The 17,375-nt window shown below is 66.6% G+C and carries 16 protein-coding genes; 8 read left to right on the top strand and 8 right to left on the bottom strand.

The features are described from left to right. Positions 1–269 precede the first annotated feature (269 nt). Together ftsH and K7G82_RS19930 are read left to right on the top strand one after the other, a co-directional pair. The gene (ftsH, locus tag K7G82_RS19935; RefSeq protein ID WP_222991680.1) at positions 270–2,216 is read left to right on the top strand and encodes an ATP-dependent zinc metalloprotease FtsH; all 1,947 of its coding nucleotides are present in this window, start codon (positions 270–272) and stop codon (positions 2,214–2,216) included. 52 nt (positions 2,217–2,268) lie between these two features. Continuing rightward, positions 2,269–2,862, top strand: coding sequence for a DUF3800 domain-containing protein (locus tag K7G82_RS19930; RefSeq protein ID WP_222991679.1), 594 nt, complete (start codon positions 2,269–2,271; stop codon positions 2,860–2,862). A 159-nt stretch (positions 2,863–3,021) separates the two neighbouring features. Here the strand turns inward: K7G82_RS19930 and K7G82_RS19925 are convergent, their stop codons facing one another. Then, positions 3,022–3,573: a hypothetical protein gene (locus K7G82_RS19925; protein WP_222991678.1), complete on the bottom strand. Its 552-nt coding sequence runs from the start codon at positions 3,571–3,573 to the stop codon at positions 3,022–3,024. Positions 3,574–3,792: 219 nt separating this feature from the next. Then, entirely contained in the window at positions 3,793–4,017 is a 225-nt protein-coding gene (locus tag K7G82_RS19920; protein WP_246623714.1) for a hypothetical protein, read from the bottom strand. A gap of 139 nt (positions 4,018–4,156) precedes the next feature. Here K7G82_RS19920 and K7G82_RS19915 point away from each other — a divergent pair, with 139 nt between their 5' ends. Beyond that, positions 4,157–5,275 (top strand): sensor histidine kinase, encoded by a 1,119-nt coding sequence (locus K7G82_RS19915; RefSeq protein ID WP_222991677.1) that lies wholly within the window; start codon positions 4,157–4,159, stop codon positions 5,273–5,275. 8 nt (positions 5,276–5,283) lie between these two features. Continuing rightward, positions 5,284–6,039 carry a LytR/AlgR family response regulator transcription factor gene (locus tag K7G82_RS19910; RefSeq protein WP_222991676.1) on the top strand — a complete coding sequence of 252 codons (756 nt, stop codon included), beginning with the start codon at positions 5,284–5,286 and terminating at the stop codon, positions 6,037–6,039. A 218-nt stretch (positions 6,040–6,257) separates the two neighbouring features. Here K7G82_RS19910 and K7G82_RS19905 read toward each other — a convergent pair whose 3' ends face one another. Then, positions 6,258–6,626, bottom strand: a complete 369-nt coding sequence (locus tag K7G82_RS19905) for a UrcA family protein (protein WP_222991675.1) — start codon at positions 6,624–6,626, stop codon at positions 6,258–6,260. 294 nt (positions 6,627–6,920) lie between these two features. After that, complete coding sequence (locus tag K7G82_RS19900) at positions 6,921–7,700, bottom strand: transglutaminase-like domain-containing protein (protein ID WP_222991674.1); 780 nt, start codon at positions 7,698–7,700, stop codon at positions 6,921–6,923. 95 nt (positions 7,701–7,795) lie between these two features. Between K7G82_RS19900 and K7G82_RS19895 the strand changes: the two genes are divergently transcribed. Both K7G82_RS19895 and K7G82_RS19890 read left to right on the top strand, forming a co-directional pair. Next, positions 7,796–8,821 carry a cupin-like domain-containing protein gene (locus K7G82_RS19895; protein ID WP_222991673.1) on the top strand — a complete coding sequence of 342 codons (1,026 nt, stop codon included), beginning with the start codon at positions 7,796–7,798 and terminating at the stop codon, positions 8,819–8,821. A gap of 166 nt (positions 8,822–8,987) precedes the next feature. Then, positions 8,988–10,049, top strand: coding sequence for a cell wall hydrolase (locus K7G82_RS19890; protein WP_246623712.1), 1,062 nt, complete (start codon positions 8,988–8,990; stop codon positions 10,047–10,049). Between the two features lie 41 nt (positions 10,050–10,090). Here K7G82_RS19890 and hutU read toward each other — a convergent pair whose 3' ends face one another. Genes hutU through hutI form a run of 4 tightly spaced genes read right to left on the bottom strand, consistent with a single transcriptional unit; the run spans position 10,091 to position 15,265 of the window. After that, on the bottom strand, positions 10,091–11,758 hold the full coding sequence (gene hutU, locus K7G82_RS19885; RefSeq protein WP_222991672.1) for a urocanate hydratase: 1,668 nt from the start codon (positions 11,756–11,758) through the stop codon (positions 10,091–10,093). Next, positions 11,755–12,558 carry an N-formylglutamate deformylase gene (hutG, locus tag K7G82_RS19880; protein ID WP_222991671.1) on the bottom strand — a complete coding sequence of 268 codons (804 nt, stop codon included), beginning with the start codon at positions 12,556–12,558 and terminating at the stop codon, positions 11,755–11,757. Before hutG ends, hutU begins: the two co-directional genes overlap by 4 nt. After that, positions 12,555–14,066 (bottom strand): histidine ammonia-lyase, encoded by a 1,512-nt coding sequence (gene hutH, locus K7G82_RS19875; RefSeq protein WP_222991670.1) that lies wholly within the window; start codon positions 14,064–14,066, stop codon positions 12,555–12,557. The genes hutG and hutH overlap by 4 nt, the downstream gene beginning before the upstream one ends. Continuing rightward, positions 14,063–15,265, bottom strand: coding sequence for an imidazolonepropionase (gene hutI / locus K7G82_RS19870; RefSeq protein WP_222991874.1), 1,203 nt, complete (start codon positions 15,263–15,265; stop codon positions 14,063–14,065). Before hutI ends, hutH begins: the two co-directional genes overlap by 4 nt. 52 nt (positions 15,266–15,317) lie before the next feature. Here hutI and K7G82_RS19865 point away from each other — a divergent pair, with 52 nt between their 5' ends. Beyond that, positions 15,318–16,667 (top strand): formimidoylglutamate deiminase, encoded by a 1,350-nt coding sequence (locus K7G82_RS19865; RefSeq protein ID WP_222991669.1) that lies wholly within the window; start codon positions 15,318–15,320, stop codon positions 16,665–16,667. Next, positions 16,664–17,356 carry a histidine utilization transcriptional repressor HutC gene (locus tag K7G82_RS19860; protein WP_343228615.1) on the top strand — a complete coding sequence of 231 codons (693 nt, stop codon included), beginning with the start codon at positions 16,664–16,666 and terminating at the stop codon, positions 17,354–17,356. The genes K7G82_RS19865 and K7G82_RS19860 overlap by 4 nt, the downstream gene beginning before the upstream one ends. Positions 17,357–17,375: the final 19 nt, after the last annotated feature.

The raw sequence follows: 17,375 nt of genomic DNA, 5'->3' as shown, positions 1-17,375 counted from the left end.
GCAATTCTCGCCTATCTTGAGCGTGACTCTTGGCGCGGCCCGCGATCCGGCGGAATCGGATCGATCGCTCCGGGGTGTTGTTTTTCCGCAATTTCCGGGCCGGCAGATGAGCCGTCCGGCTGGAAATTGCTAAGACCATGATCGTTTCAGATTGGCCAATCTGAAACGTGAATCATGGTCTAAGCTATGGAGGCGAGCCTGATTCACGGCGTCGGCGGAAGCGCGAAGCGCTTCCACCTCAACCGATCAGGCTCTAGACGGAAACAAAGATGAACGACGACAAGCAGCCCCCTGAAGGCAATCCCTGGATGAAGAGCCTGCTGATCTGGGTGGGCATCCTGGTCGCGCTCGCCATGTTCGTCGCCATGTTCGATCGCCCCGGCCGCACCGCGGTGTCGGACGGCATCTCCTATTCGGAATTCATCCAGAAGGTCGACGAAGGCGCGGTCAAGAAGGTGGATATCACCGGTAATGTCGCGAGCGGCACGTTCGGCGATGACAAGACCTTCCGCACCTATCTGCCTGACGACACTTCGATGATCTCGCAGCGGCTTGTCGACAAGGGCGTCTCGGTGACGATGAAACCCGAGGAACGCCAGAGCATCTGGCTGATCATCCTCTATCAGTCGCTGCCCTTCCTGCTGATCATCGGCATCGCCATCTTCATCATGCGGCAGATGCAGAAGAATGCGGGCTCGGGCGCGATGGGCTTCGGCAAGAGCCGCGCGCGCATGCTGACGCAGAAGGAAGGCCGCGTGACCTTCGATGACGTCGCCGGCATCGACGAGGCGCGCGAGGAGCTTCAGGAAATCGTCGATTTCCTGAAGGATCCGTCCAAATTCGCGCGCCTCGGCGGCAAGATCCCCAAGGGCGCGCTGCTCGTCGGCAGCCCCGGCACCGGCAAGACGCTGCTGGCGCGCGCGATCGCGGGCGAGGCCAATGTGCCCTTCTTCACGATCTCGGGCTCGGACTTCGTCGAGATGTTCGTCGGCGTCGGCGCGAGCCGCGTGCGCGACATGTTCGAGCAGGCCAAGAAGAACGCGCCGTGCATCGTCTTCATCGACGAGATCGACGCGGTCGGCCGCCATCGCGGCGCCGGCCTCGGCAACGGCAATGACGAGCGCGAGCAGACGCTGAACCAGCTTCTGGTCGAGATGGACGGCTTCGAGGCGAACGAGGGCATCATCATCGTCGCCGCGACGAACCGGCCCGACGTGCTCGATCCCGCGCTGCTGCGTCCCGGCCGCTTCGACCGTCAGGTTGTGGTGCCGCGTCCCGATATCGAGGGCCGCGAGAAGATCCTGGCGGTCCATATGAAGAAGACGCCGCTGGCCCCCGATGTCGACGCGCGCACCATCGCGCGCGGCACGCCGGGCTTCTCGGGCGCCGATCTCGCCAACCTCGTCAACGAGGCCGCCCTGCTCGCCGCGCGCAAGGGCAAGCGCCTTGTCGCCATGCTCGAATTCGAGGAGGCGAAGGACAAGGTGATGATGGGCGCCGAGCGCAAGTCCATGGTCATGACCGAGGACGAGAAGAAGGCGACGGCCTATCACGAGGCTGGCCACGCGCTCGTCTCGCTGCATGTCGACGGCTGCGATCCGCTGCACAAGGTGACGATCATCCCGCGCGGCCGCGCTTTGGGCGTGACCTGGAACCTGCCCGATCGCGATCGCTATTCGATGTCGATGAAGCAGATGAAGGCGCGGCTCGCGCTCTGCTTCGGCGGCCGTATCGCCGAACAGCTCATCTACGGCATGGATTCGCTCAATACCGGCGCGTCCAACGACATTCAGCAGGCGACCGACATGGCCCGCGCGATGGTGATGGAATATGGCATGAGCGAGAAGCTCGGCTGGCTGCGCTATCGCGACAATCAGGACGAGGTGTTCCTGGGGCACAGCGTCGCCCGTTCGCAGACCGTGTCGGAGGAGACCGCGCGCCTGATCGACCAGGAGGTCCGCCGTCTGGTCGAGGAAGGCGAGGCGACCGCGCGCAAGGTGCTGACCGACAATCTGCACGAACTGCACCGCCTGGCCGAAGCCCTGCTCGAATATGAGACGCTGTCGGGCGAGGAATCCAAGCGCGCGATCGCGGGCGAGGATATCGGCCGCGACGATGCGGGATCGAAGAAGACCCCGGCGCTGGGCACCGGCGGCTCGTCCATCCCCAAGACGCGCCGGCCCGGCATCGGCGGCCCGGCGGCACAGGGCGCCTGATCGGATGGCGGCCGGGTAGCCATGGGCTGCCCGGCCAGCTATCGCGGTGTCGATGCCGATCTATTGCGATGAAAGCGGCGGCATGTCGGCCGGGGCGATGGTCCTGGCGGGCGTGTCGATCGCCGCCGACGATGCCGATGCGCTGCTGGCGCGCTTCAAGCAGGTGACCGCGCTGCGCGGAGAGATGAAGGGCAGCCGGATCTCGCTGGTCGAGCGCGCGCTGTTCTTCGAACTGCTCGAACGTTTCCATGGCCGGGCGATCGTCTGCGAGGTGCGCACCGATCGGCTGCCGGCGCGGCTGAGCGAGGAACGCGGGCGCGATCTCAATGCCTATGCGGCGTTGCTCGAAACGGTGGTTGAGGCGTGGCTGCCCGAAAGCGGCGATTGCGCCGAGGTGATCATCGATGACGGGCGTTACGATCCGGCGACGCTGGCGCTGGTGCGCGAGAGTATCGTCGCCCTGCTCGGTACCTGCGGGCGTGCGCGATTGGCGGACAGCCGGCGTTCGGCGGGTGTCCAGATCGCGGATGTGGTCGCCAACAGCTTCTACAATATGACCTATGCATCGCCGCGGACCGATCGCATCCGCCAGATCGTCTCGCCATTCCGGAATGGGCGGCAATTGAGGCTGGTATCGCTCGCCTGAAAAATGATGTGATCGGGCGGAACCAAGTGGCGTTCCGGCCGTTCTTCTTGATGCTCGATCGAAAGACGGAGCATTTGGCCGGCTCGGACCCTTGAGGAAAGAGCCGTCGAGGGAGCCCCGCCGCCACTGGCGACGGGGCTTACTCATATCCGCTTCAATTCAATGCGGCAGCGCGGTGCTGTCCACCTTCTCCACCCATTCGGGATAGAAGATCGGTTCGCGGTTCGACCAGCCCGGCGCCGTAGCCGCCGCTTCGCTGATCGACTGGAGCAGCAGGCGGCGTTTTTCCGGATGCAGGTGCGGCAGTGCGGCCGCGCCGCAAAAGGCGGCGGGCAGCCAGGGCCGGATGCCGGCGCCGATCAGCCGCTCGTAGAGGAAGCGATAGGGCGCGAAGCCGGGAAGCCGATCCTGCCCCAGATCGAACGCCGAAACCGTGATCAGCGGCGCGATGAAGGGCTCGACCGAGTCCAGGCCGCTATCGTCGGGCACCATGGCGCGGATTTCGTGCAGCCGCTCGTAGATGCGCGTCTGGGCGTTGATGCTCGCGGCCTCGACCACGTCGCGCGACCAGATCTGCAGCGCATCGTGCCGTTCCAGCCCGACATCGAGCGAACGCCGGATATAGCGCTGCGTGCTTGCGGGAAAGCTCGCGAATTCCTTGATCTCAGCCAGCGTCATCGCGCCATCCGCCGGTCTTGCTCTCGTGCCCATGTCCGCCTCCAGACCTTCTGCCCCGGAACCGAACATGCGCCCAACATGGTTACTGGATATTTAACCGGGCGTTCGGCTCCCATTCACGAAGGAATCAGAGAAATCGCCGCCCGGCAAGCGACTTGCGACGATTTGTTGCGCTGCACAAATTTGCTGAGGCGATGTGGCACACGCGCAACACATCGTTGCGCGTGTGGTCCGGTGATGGCGGATGGGCGTTCAGCCCGCTTCGTGCGCCTTTTCGGCTTCGGGGTCGTAACCGGAGGACGGCACCGGATCCTTGCCGCCCTTGGGCGTGATCGCGGGCGGATCGGACGCATCCATCGATTCGTCGAGCGCCTCGTCCAGCTTCGCGTCCTTGTCCTTCGGATCCTTTTCCAGCCGTTCCGAAATGGACTGATCATGTCCGGCATCGCCGGGCCTGGGTCTCGCGTCTTGTGTCATGGCATCCACTCCATTCGGTGCATCGACGAAACAAACGGCGGGCATGGCGCGGCGGTTCCATTTCGACCAAGCCGGAAGGGGCTTCGACCGACAGCATATCGGCAATGGCGTATCCCGTGCTTTTGCCGCACAAAGGGCCATGGAATTCGAGACCCACGCGCGTGATGCGCGCCCGGCCGTTCGACCGATCGTTGCGTTTTATTCGATCATCGGCTTCTGGCTGTTCTACACATTGATCGTCACCGCACGGTCCGCGGTGATGCATTTCTCCGAGCAGGGGGAGATGGCGCAACGCCGGATGGTCGTCACCGCGGCCGGCATCGCGATCACCTGGCTGCTCTATCTGCTGCTGCGCCGTTTCGACCGGCAGGTGCTGTGGGTGCGCATCGTCACCGCATTCGTCGCGGCGCTCCCCTGTTCGCTCATCCTGGCGCTGTTCAACTATTATATCTTCAATCTCTACGATCCGGCGAGCCTCTATGACGAGGCCGATCTCGCCTATCTCCAGTCCAACAGTTCCGCCATGTGGCAGGAACTCGCCGAACTGACGATTTCGCGCTATTTCTTCTTCGCCGCCTGGGCCGCGCTGTATCTCGCCATCTCCTATGCGGGCGAGGTGCGCCATGCCGAACGGCGCGCGGCGCAATATGCGCGCGCAGCACAGCAGGCGGAACTGCGGTCGCTGCGTTACCAGGTCAATCCGCATTTCCTGTTCAACACGCTCAATTCGCTGAGTTCGCTGGTGATGACGGGGCAGGCGGTGGCCGCCGAAGCGATGATCATGAATCTGTCGACCTTCTATCGAACCAGCCTGTCGGGCGATCCGATGGACGATGTGTCGCTGGAGGACGAGGTGCGGTTGCAGCGCCTCTATCTCGATATCGAGGCGGTCCGCTTTCCCGAGCGTCTGCGCGTGAAGATCGACGTGCCCGAAGCACTTGGTCGCGCGATGGTGCCGGGCATGATCCTCCAGCCGCTCGTCGAGAATGCGATCAAATATGGTGTCGCGCGCGCCAGCCGCGCCGTGACCATTGCGATCACCGCACGCGCGGAGCATGGTCGCCTGACCGTTACCGTCGCCGACAACGGCAACGCGGTGGAGGGCGGCGCGGATCATGGCAACGGCATCGGCCTCGCCAATGTTCGCGACCGGCTGGCGGCGCGCTTCGGTGGGGATGCGCGGATCGAATGGCTGGCGCCCGACAGCGGCGGCTTCATCGTGCGGCTGACATTGCCCGAAGTCTATCGGGCGGGCTGAAATCTGGAGTGGTTATGCGGACCCTGATCGTCGACGACGAGCCGCTCGCGATCGAGCGACTGCAACTGATCTGCGCGCGTGAACCCACGATCGAAGTCGTTGGAACCGCATCCGATGGCGCCGCAGCCTTGCGGCTGGTCGACGCGCTGGCGCCCGATCTGCTGCTGCTCGACATCGCCATGCCCGAACTCGACGGCATCGGCGTCGCCCGCGCGCTGGCGCGGCGGCCGGCGCCGCCCGCCATCATCTTCGTCACCGCGTTCGATAGTTTCGCGGTCGAGGCGTTCGATATCGATGCGGTCGATTATGTGCTGAAGCCCGTGGCGCCCGACCGGCTCGTGCGCGCGGTGCAGCGCGTGGCGGAGCGTCGCGCGCGGCCGGATACAGCACCGACGGCGCAGACATTCGCCAGCCTGCCGGGGGACGCGCAACGCTTTGCCAGCGAATTCTGGGTGCCGCATCGCGCGGAGCTCGTCCGGATCGCGGCGGAGGATATCGAGCGGATCGACGCCGAGCGCGATTATATGCGCCTGCATGTCGGCGGACGCAGTTTCCTGCTCCACCAGACGATCGCCTCGCTCGAGGAGCGGCTCGATCCCGAGCGCTTCATCCGCGTCCATCGTTCGACGATCATCCGGCGCGACCGGATCGCACGGCTGCGCCATGACGGGTCGGGCGTATGGTATGCGGATCTGGTCGGCGACGGCGAGGTCCGGATCGGCCGGACATATCTGGCATCGGTCAAGGCCATGGCCGGCCGCTGAGGGCAGGGCAGCTTTCAGTTCATGCGGGGCTGCAAAGCCGATTCCCTGCGCTTCGATGCCCGAAATCACCCTTTTCGCTTCCGCCTGAACTGAAAGTCGGATCGCCTTAAACGGCAAAAAACGCTCCCGGCCCAAGGGAAGGCCGGGAGCGTTCCTACCCTTTCGGGCGTCACACCGGAGGGGGGCAAACCGCTTCAACCCCTCTCCGGCGCCGGGAGTCAGCGCGTGCCGACCCCGATCGTCCTGCGGCTCGCATACCGCTGATTTCCATTTTCCGCGATCGCGACTTCGACGTCGCGGTTCGCCTTTTCGAGCGCGGCATTGAGGCAGTCGCGGCGCATCATGCCGGCTTCCGCGCCAGCCAGACCGTTATAGCTGCAAATCTGCTTGGCGGCCGAGCGGACGCGGCTGCGCAGCCGATCGACGTCCTTGGAGGCTGAAAGGTCGAGATCGGCATAGTTGACTTCGACGCTTACCGCCTCGGTGCCATTATCCTGTGCGGAGGCGCCGGTTGCGCCGGCGATCGCCGCCAGCCCCAGCCCAGCGATCAGCGCGGGGCGCATGAAAGAAAGCTTGGACGCGTGCATGACTTATCCTTCCCGAAAATAATCTGGTTTTGGTCGGTCCGGCCGCTTCCAAGGGGAAGAAGAGGCCGGCGGGGTGCGGGCGGGCCGATCCGGGTCTGGGAACACCGTTCTGCCCGCCGCGCCCATTCTGAATAGGCCGTTTGCTGCGCGGCATCATGCGCGCTTCGACCGGCAGCGGCGCGGATCGGCGAAGTGCGTTCGCGCCGACGAACGACATGCGATGATCGACAGGTGGCGTTGGCAGCCCGATGATGTCGCCGCGAAAGTCGCTTTTGTTACGAAATTCCAGGAAGTTCAGGGAAGACGAACGACGTCGACTCGCTGCGCCTTCATTTCGGCGCTGCCCAGGATCGTCATGAACGCGATATCGGTGGCGTCGCGCCCCACGCCGATGCGGACGATCTCGTCAGGATCGGCCATGCCGGTGGGGTCGACCAGATGCCAGCCGTCCGAAAGCCACAGCTCGACCACCGCATGAAAATCCTGAGGCGCCACGTTCGGCGCATAGGCGGAAACCATGCGCGCCGGAATGCCGGCGGCGCGCGCGAACCCGATCAGAAGATGGGCATAGTCGCGGCAGACGCCCTGCCGCTCGACGAAGCTGTCCGCCGCACAGGTGGCGCCATGGCTGGCGCCGGGGACATAGGCCATTTCCGCCGCGATCCAGTCGAGCATCGCCGCCGCCTTCGCGCCGCCTTCAAGCCCGCCGAAACGGCTTTCGACAAACGGTTCGAACTGTTCGGATCCGATATAGCGGCTGGGCATCAGATAGGGGACGGCTTCGGCGGGCAACAGCCGCGCGGGGGCTGCTTCGAGCGTGAGCAGCGGCGGCCGCCTGCGTGTCACCTCGACGATGGCGCTGTAACGGATATGAAGCACCCCGTCGGCGCGGAGCCAGGTGCGCTGGCCGATGGCGTCGCCCCCCGCGACCGGGCGCAGCGGTTCGGGGCTGCTGACGGTCAGCGTATCGCCGATCAACCGCTGGTCCGGCATCTGCGCGACTTCGATCTGCAGCAGCACGTCCGCCGGTTCGGCGAGCTGATAGTCGAGCATGACGTCGATTTCGAATTGCATGGCAATCCTCTGTTATCGGACGAACCGGCGCGCAAGCCTTGTTGTTCCGCTTTGGTTGACACAGTTCTGAAACATTGCATGCCTAGCGGCGCATCATGACGAACAAGCGAAAGCAGGGCGCCGGCGGCGCGGTGATGAACGATGATCTGCGGCGGCGGATCGCCGAGGATCTGTTGCTGGGCGTGCCGCGCGAGCGGGTGATCCAGCGGCTCGCCTCGTCGGGTATCTCGGGCGCGCTTGCCGCGGCGGAAGTCGAACGCGCGGAGAAGAGCCCCTATTTCATGGCGGCCGGCCGCCTCCAGGCGCGACTCGCCAAGCGCGACTGGATATTGGCCAATCGATCGAAGATGGAACTGGCCGAGCTGCGGGAGGTGCCGCGCCGCGACCGGATCGATCCGGCCGAATTCTTCCGCGACTTTTATCACGCGCATCGCCCGGTGCTGCTCACCGGCCTGATCGATCATTGGCCGGCGATGGCGCGCTGGAACCTCGACAGCTTCGAGGCCGAGCATGGCGATATCGAGATCCGCGTGCAGGGGGATCGCGAGCGCGACCGCGATTACGAGATCAATTCCGACGCGCATGGGCGCAATTGCCGCTTCGCCGATTTCATCGCGCGGCTGCGTGCCGACGCGCCGACCAACGACGTCTATATGACCGCCAACAATCACGATCATAACCGGCGCGCGCTTGCGCCGCTGTGGCGCGACGTCGGCGAGATCCCCGGCATATTGGCGCATGAGCCGGGCCGCGAGGGGTTTTTGTGGATCGGCCCGCGCGGCACGATCACGCCCTGGCATCACGATCTTACCAACAATCTGCTGTTGCAGGTGGCGGGCACCAAGCGGGTCCGCCTGGCATCGAGCAGCGCATTGCCGCTGATGCGCAACAGCCGCCACTGCTTCAGCGACTGGCGAAGCGAGGAACTCGGGCCCGGTCCGGCGGGCGATGGCCGGCCGGCGGTGATGGAGGTCGATATCGGCCCCGGCGAAGCGCTCTTCCTGCCTGTCGGCTGGTGGCATCATGTCGAGTCGCTCGACATCACCATCGGATTGTCCTTCACGGGCTTCGCCGCGGACAATGATTTTTACAGCTATTATGCGAGCTATGGCGCGCTTTGAGCCAGGTGCTCGCCGATTTCCGCGCTTCCCGCCCGAATTAACCAGTTAACGGTCGCCGGCGGTCATGTCCCAGCACGGGACGGCGCGATTTCGGGGGGAGCCTCGCGCGCCGAACGGGGCTAAGCGCATCCTCCCCGCCCATGCGCGGGCGCCAATTGGGGTGGGCATGACCAGGTTCGACGGACCGATGTTTCAGCGGCGTACGCCCGGCAAGCGCCGGCAGCGGCTGGTCGTGTTCGCGCTGGCGGTGCTGGCGAGCGCGGGGGCCTCGGCGCATGCCGGGCTGAGCGCCATTGCCGAGGAAGCGGACAGCGAGCGCGCGATTCCGCGCAGCGATTCGCTGGGTGACCTCGGTTACGAGCATTTCCCCGGCTCGGCCTATTATTTCGTCCAGGAAGACAATGCCGTGTCGACCCCGGGGGCGACGGGCTATTTCCCGTTGCCCAAGGAATTGCTGGGGCTCGGCGATCTGGTGCCGATGCCCGGCGGGCCGGGCGCTGCCGCTGCGCCCGCGCTTTTCCGATCCGCGACCGCGACCGACTCGCTGCGCGCCTCGGTCTGCCTCGCCACCGCGATCTATTACGAAGCGGCTTCCGAAAGCGATGACGGGCAGCGCGCGGTGGCGCAGGTGGTGCTCAACCGCGTCCGCCATCCGGCCTTTCCCAACAGCGTCTGCGGCGTGGTCTATCAGGGATCGGAACGGGCGACAGGTTGCCAGTTCTCCTTCACCTGCGACGGCGCACTCAGCCGGGCGCCGTCGCGCGCGGGTTGGGCGCGCGCCAGCCGGATCGCGCACGAGGCGCTGGCCGGCGCGGTCTATGCGCCGGTCGGCCTCGCCACCCATTATCACACGCTCGCGGTCTCGCCTTTCTGGGCGCCGAGCCTGACCAAGGCCGCGATCGTCGGCGCGCATATCTTCTATCGCTGGCCTGGCGGCGCCGGCACGCCGGGCGCTTTCCGCCAGGCCTATGCGCTGCGAGAGCCGGTGCCCGGCCCGTATCCGCGCGCCGTTTCGCCCGCCGAACAGCTCGCGGCGCTGGCCGTGCCGGCGACGCCCCTGCCCGCGATGCAGCAGGTGCCGGCATCGGTGCAGCGCGCCCAGCCCGTCGATATCCAGCCCGCTTACGAAACCAGCGGCCAGCCGCTTGCCGGCGGCCCGGCGGCGATCACCCCCGACTCGCAGATCCGCGAGGAATGGCGCGACAGCGGACGCTGGATCGCGCGTTGAATCCTGTTGCCGTTCGGACCGGGTCCGAACGGCAGGACGGATCAGCCAAGAATCCCCGGCAGGTCGAGCCCATGTTCGCGCGCGCAATCGAGCGCGATGTCGTAGCCGGCATCGGCGTGGCGCATCACGCCCGTCGCCGGATCGTTCCACAGTACACGCGCGAGCCGGCGATCGGCATCCTCGGATCCGTCGCAGACGACCACCATGCCCGAATGCTGGGAATACCCCATGCCGACGCCGCCGCCATGATGCAGCGACACCCAGGTCGCGCCGCTCGCGGTGTTGAGCAGGGCATTGAGCAATGGCCAGTCCGACACGGCGTCCGATCCGTCGCGCATCGCCTCGGTTTCGCGATTGGGGCTCGCGACCGATCCTGAATCGAGATGATCGCGGCCGATCACGATCGGCGCCTTGAGTTCGCCCGTGCGCACCATCTCGTTGAAGGCCAGTGCCAGCCGATGGCGGTCGCCCAGCCCGACCCAGCAGATACGCGCCGGCAGGCCCTGGAACTGGATGCGCTCGCGCGCCATGTCGAGCCAGCGGTGGAGATGCGTATTGTCGGGCAGCAACTCCTTCACCTTGGCGTCGGTGCGATAGATGTCTTCGGGATCGCCCGACAGCGCCGCCCAGCGGAACGGGCCGATGCCACGGCAGAAGAGCGGGCGGATATAGGCGGGCACGAAACCGGGGAAGTCGAAGGCGTTGGCGACGCCCTGGTCCTTGGCGACCTGGCGGATATTGTTGCCGTAATCGACCGTGGGTACGCCCGCCGCCTGGAAATCGAGCATCGCCTGGACATGGACCGCCATCGATGCGCTGGCGGCGGCGGCGACTGCTTGGGGATCGCGCTCGCGCGTCTCGAACCAGCGATCGAGCGTCCAGCCTGCCGGCAGATAGCCGTTGACCGGATCATGGGCGGAGGTCTGGTCGGTCAGCATGTCGGGACGCACGCCCCGACGATAGAGCTCGGGCAGGATCTCGGCGGCGTTGCCGAGCAGCCCGACCGAGATCGCGCGCTTTTCCGCGCAGGCCTGTTCGATCAGCGCCAGCGCTTCCTCGATCGTATTGGCGGCATGATCGAGATAGCGCGTCTTCAGCCGCATCTCGATCCGGCTCGGCTGGCATTCGATCGCCAGGCACGATGCGCCCGCCATCACCGCCGCCAGCGGCTGCGCGCCGCCCATGCCGCCAAGCCCGGCGGTCAGCAGCCAGCGGCCCGACAGGTCGCCGCCGAAATGCTGGCGGCCCATTTCGACGAAGGTTTCGTAGGTGCCCTGAACGATGCCCTGCGATCCGATATAGATCCACGAACCCGCGGTCATCTGGCCGTACATCGCCAGCCCCTTGCGATCGAGCGCGTTGAAATGCTCCCAGTTCGCCCAGGCGGGCACCAGGTTGGAATTGGCGATCAGCACGCGCGGCGCGTCGGCATGCGTGCGGAACACGCCGACCGGCTTGCCCGACTGGACGAGCAGTGTCTGGTCGTCATCGAGCCGCTTCAGCGTGTCGACGATGCGGTCGAAGCTTTCCCAGTCGCGCGCGGCGCGGCCGATGCCGCCATAGACGACCAGCTCATGCGGATTCTCGGCCACTTCGGCGTCGAGGTTGTTCATCAGCATGCGCAGCGGAGCTTCGGTGAGCCAGCTTTTCGCGTTGAGCGCGGTGCCGCGCGGCGATTCGATCGTACGGCTGTTGTCGATACGGGTCATTGGTCTTCCCTGGCAAAGTCGAGGCATGAATTGATGATATGGCGAAGCGTCGCTTGCAGCGGCTCGGCGGCGCTCTCGTTCCAGAGCGGCGGCCAAGCCCCACGCTCGTCGAGATAGCCGCGCATCGCGAGTTCCATCTGGATCGCGTGGATACCGCGCGCCGGATCGCCATAATGGCGTGTGATCCAGCCGCCGCGAAAACGCCCGTTGGTGACGCGGCTGAGCCCGCTCGCGTCGCACGCCGTTTCGACCGCCGCCGAGAGCGCGCTATCGCAGGTCGCGCCGCCATCGGTGCCGATATTGAACTGGGGCAGCTCGCCCTCGAACAGGCGCGGCACATGGCTGCGGATCGAATGCGCGTCGTACAGGACGATGCGTGGATGCAGGCCGCGCAGGCGATCGATCTCGGCGGCGAGCGCGGCGTGATAGGGATCGAAATAGGCGGCGCGGCGGCGCGCGATCTCGGCATCGTCGGGCGCTTCGCCATCGCGGTAGAGCGGTTCGCCGTCGAACGTCTCGACCGGGCAGAGCGCTGTCGTCGCCTGGCCCGGATAGAGCGACGCACCCGAAGGATCGCGATTGACGTCGATCACGGTGCGCGAGACCGATGTGCGCACCACCGTCGCACCGAGTGATGTCGCGAAGCCGTAGAGCCGATCGATATGGAAGTCGGCATCGCGCAGCGCGCGTTCGGCCGAAGCAAGGTCGGTCGCGATCTCATCCGGAATCCAGGTGCCGATATGCGGCATGCTGACGATCAGCGGCGCGCTGCCGCGATCGACGGTGAGCCAGTCGGTCATGCGCAGAGCGTCGGCAACGCGGCCAGCGCCGCGACCTCGCCATGTGTCACAAGCATGGTCGCGGCGGTCATGTCCGGGTGGAAATGCCGATCCTCGTCGAGCGTCGGTACGTCCGCGCGCAGCAGGGCCCGCGCCGATTCGAGCGTGCTGCTCGATGCCAGCGGCGCATGGAAGTCGCAGCCCTGTGCCGCCGCCAGATATTCGATGCCCAGGATGTTCGCGAGATTCTCCGCCATTCCCATCAGGCGGCGGCCGCCATGCGCGGCCATCGAGACATGATCTTCCTGATTGGCGGAGGTCGGGATCGAATCGACGCTGGCCGGATAGGCGCGCTGCTTGTTTTCCGAAACGAGCGCGGCCGCCGTCACCTGCGGGATCATGAAGCCCGAATTGAGGCCGGGGCGCGGGGTGAGGAAAGCGGGCAGGCCCGACAATGCCGGATCGACGAGCATCGCGATCCGCCGCTCGGCGATCGATCCGATCTCGCACAGCGCAAGCGCGATCATGTCGGCGGCGAACGCCACGGGCTCGGCATGGAAATTGCCGCCCGAGAGTGCCTCGTCATTCTCGGTGAAGATCAGCGGATTGTCCGAAACGCCGTTGGCTTCGGTGCCCAGCGTCGCCGCCGCCTGGCGCAGCAGGTCGAGCACCGCGCCCATCACCTGGGGCTGGCAGCGCAGGCAATAGGGGTCCTGAACGCGCTCGTCGCCTTCGGCATGGCTGGCGCGGATCGCGGAGCCCGCCATCAGTGTGCGCAGCGCCGCCGCCGTCTCGATCTGGCCGCGATGGCGGCGCACCGCATGGATGCGCGGATCGAACGGCGTGTCCGATCCCTTTGCGGCTTCCGTCGACAGCGCGCCGGTCACCAACGCGGTCTGGAACAGGCGTTCGGCCTCGAACAGCCCCGCCAGCGCATAGGCGCACGAGAATTGCGTGCCGTTGAGCAGCGCCAGCCCTTCCTTGGGGCCGAGCACCAGCGGCCTCAGCCCGGCATCGGCCAGCGCCTGCGCGGCGGGTTTGCCGTCGATCTCTCCCACGCCGATCATCGCCGCCGCCAGATGCGCGAGAGGTGCGAGGTCGCCCGATGCGCCCACCGATCCCTGGGCCGGGATGACGGGCACCAGATCCTTCGCCAGCATCGCTTCGAGGAGGGCGATCGTCGCCGGCCGCACGCCCGATGCACCCTGCGCCAGGCTCGCGAGCTTCAGCGCCATCATCAGCCGCGCGACGGGCTTCGGCATCGGCGCGCCCACACCGGCGGCATGGCTGAGCACGATGTTGCGCTGGAGCGTTTCGAGATCGGCGTCGCCGATCTTGACGCTGGCGAGCTTTCCGAAGCCGGTGTTGATGCCATAGACGGGCTCGTGCCGCGCCAGGATGCGCTCGACCGCGGCGGCGCTCGCCGCGATCGCTTCATGGGCGCCCGCATCGATCGACAGCGCCGCGCCGCGATAAATGGCGCGCCAGTCGGAAAGCGGCACCTGGCCAGGAACAAGGGTCAGCATCATTCGCCTTTTCTCACACGGTCATGAAGGGGGTTGGCGCCCATGCGGTAGACAAGCTCCGCCGGGCGCCCGATGTCCCAGATCGCCAGATCGCAGGACTTGCCGGGCTCGAGTGTGCCGATCTCCGCCTGCAGCCCCAGCGCGCGCGCGGCTTCGCGGGTGACGCCGGCCAGGCATTCGTCCACGGTCAGGCGGAACAGTGTCGCCGCCATGTTCATCGCCAGCAGCAGCGAGGTCATCGGCGAGGTGCCGGGATTGCAATCTGTCGCGATCGCCATCGGCACGCCCGCCGCGCGCAGGGCGGCGATCGGGGGCAGGCGCGTCTCGCGCGTGAAATAATAGGCGCCGGGCAGCAGCACCGCGACCGTGCCGGCCCGTGCCATCGCGGTGATGCCCGCTTCGTCGAGATGTTCGAGATGATCGGCGGAAAGCGCGCCATATTCCGCCGCCAGCGCCGCGCCATGGCTGTTCGACAATTGCTCGGCATGCAGCTTGACCGGCAGGTCGTGATCGCGCGCCGCTTCGAATACGCGGCCGATCTGTGCGGGCGTGAAGCCGATCGTCTCGCAAAAGCCGTCGACCGCGTCGGCCAGGCCCTGCGCCGCGATGGCGGGGATCATCTCGTCGGCGATATGATCGATATAGCCATCGGCGTCGCCCGCGAATTCGGGGGGCAGGGCGTGGGCGCCCAGGAAGCTGGTGACGACGCGCACGTCGCGTTCCCGGCCCAATGCGCGGGCGGCGTGGAGCATGTCGAGTTCGGCGTCGAGCGACAGGCCGTAACCCGATTTGATCTCGATGGTGGTCAGCCCTTCGGCGATCAGCGCATCGAGCCGCGGCAGCGCCTGCGCGACCAGCCCGTCGCGCCCGGCGGCACGCGTCGCCGCCATGGTCGAGACGATGCCGCCGCCGCTGCGCGCGATCTCCTCATAGGACGCGCCGGCCAGCCGAAGTTCGAACTCGTGCGCGCGATCGCCGCCATGGACGAGATGGGTGTGGCAATCGATCAGGCCCGGCGTGACCCAGCGGCCGGCGCAATCGATCGCTTCCGCCGCTTCGATCGCCATCGCCGGGCCGGCATGGACGATGCGCCCGTCGCGGCATGCGATCATGCCGGTTTCGACGACGCCCAGCGCGCCGCCGGCCTCCGACGCCACCATCGTCGCCAGCCGGGCATTGGTCCAGACACGGTCCGCTTGAATCACCATGCGCTTAAACTTGATCAATCCGATGAATATGTCTAGTCATATTCGTATGAAGACACTCTGGTTCGAAACCGCCCTGCTTCCCACCGGCTGGATGGAGCGCGTCCGCGTCACCATGGCGGGCGGGGTGATCGCCACCGTCGCCCAGGCCGATCCCAAGCCCAGCGACGAGCGTCATGCGATCGGCATTCCGGGGCTGTGCAACGTCCACAGCCACGGCTTTCAGCGCGGCATGGCGGGCCTGTCCGAACATCGCGGCACGGGCCGCGCCGACGACAATTTCTGGAGCTGGCGCGAAGTGATGTACCGCTTCCTAGACCGGCTTGCGCCCGACGATGTCGAGGCGATCACCGCGCTGGCCTTTGCGGAGATGCTGGAGGGCGGATATACGCGTGTCGGTGAGTTCCATTATCTCCACAATGATCCCGACGGCGCGCGTTATGCCGATCCCGCCGAGATGGCGGCGCGCATCGTCGCCGCGTCGGATGCGACGGGGATCGGACTGACCTTGCTGCCCGTCTTCTACGCGCACAGCGATTTCGGCGGCCTGCCGCCAAAGCCGGGCCAAAGACGCTTCCTGAGCGATCTCGACGGTTTCGCCGCCTTGCTCGACGCATCGGCGAAGCTGCTCGGCGGCGATGCGCTGTGCGGGATCGCGCCGCACAGCCTGCGCGCCGTGACCGGCGAGGAACTGGCGGCGTTGCTCGCCATGTCCCCTGCCGGCCCCGTCCATATCCATGCCGCCGAACAGACGGGCGAGGTGGAGGCGAGCATCGCCTTTTCCGGCGCGCGTCCGGTCGAATGGCTGCTCGCCAATGCCGATGTCGATTCGCGCTGGTGCCTGGTCCATGCCACGCATCTGACCGATGCCGAGACCGACGGCCTTGCGGCGAGCGGCGCGGTGGCGGGGCTCTGCCCGGTGACGGAGGCCAATCTGGGCGACGGCATCTTCCCGGCGATGCGTTATCTGGCGGCGGGCGGGCGGATCGGGACGGGCACCGATTCGAACATCCTGATCGGCGCCGCAGACGAACTGCGCGCGATCGAATATAGCCAGCGCCTTGCCCATCGCGGCCGCAACATGCTGGCCGAGGAACGGCGTTCGACCGGCCGGCGTCTGTTCGATTCCGCTTTGGAGGGCGGCGCCAGGGCGCTCGGCGTCGTCGGCGGCATCCGCCCCGGCGCATCCGCCGATATCGTCTCGCTGTCGACCAGCCATGTCTCGCTGGCCGATCGCAAGGGCGACGCGCTGCTCGATAGCTGGATCTTCTCCGGGCGCGCCGGCGCGATCGATTGCGTCTGGCGTGCGGGGCGCCGGCAGGTCGTCGGTGGCCGGCATGTCGCCTCCGGCGCGATCGCGGCGCGCTACCGCAAGACCCTGGCGCGGATATTGTCGTGACGCTGGACCAGCGGATCAGGAGCGATATCGAGGACAGGATCCGATCGGGCGAATTGAAGCCGGGCGATCGCATTCCTTTCGAGCACGAGCTGGTCGCCGATTACGGCTGCGCGCGCGCGACCGTCAGCAAGGCGTTGACCGCGCTCAGCCGCGCCGGCCTGATCGAGCGCCGCCGCCGCGCCGGATCCTTCGTCGCGCATCCGCATATCCAGTCGCCCGTGCTCGACGTGCCCGATATCGGCCAGGTGATCGCGGCGCGTGGCGACGCCTATCGCTTCGCGCTGGCGGGCCGCCGCGTTCGCAAGCGTCAGGCTGCCGATCCGCTCGACAGCGCCGGCGAGGTGATCGCACTCGAAGGCGTGCATCACGCCGCCGGGGAACCGTTCGGCCATGAATCGCGCCTGATCGCATTGGCGGCGGTGCCTGATGCGCGCGACGTCGATTTCTCCGCGATCGCCCCGGGATCGTGGCTGCTCGATCATGTCGCGTGGAGCGACGCGCGCCATCGCATCGCGGCCGTCCCCGCCGAACCGCACATCGCCGAACTGCTCGGCATCGCGCCGGGCACCGCATGTCTCCAGCTCGAGCGCTGGACGTGGCGGATGGGCGCCGCGATCACCTGGGTGCGCCAGACCTTCCCTGGCGACCGCTACGATCTGGTCGCTGAATTCACGCCGCAGAGCCGCTGATCCAGGTGCGACTGCCACG

This window comes from Sphingomonas colocasiae (assembly GCF_019880585.1).
GTDB classification, from domain to species: domain Bacteria; phylum Pseudomonadota; class Alphaproteobacteria; order Sphingomonadales; family Sphingomonadaceae; genus Sphingobium_A; species Sphingobium_A colocasiae.
Note: the sequence above shows the minus strand (reverse complement) of the source record. Positions and strands in the feature narration are given on the sequence as shown.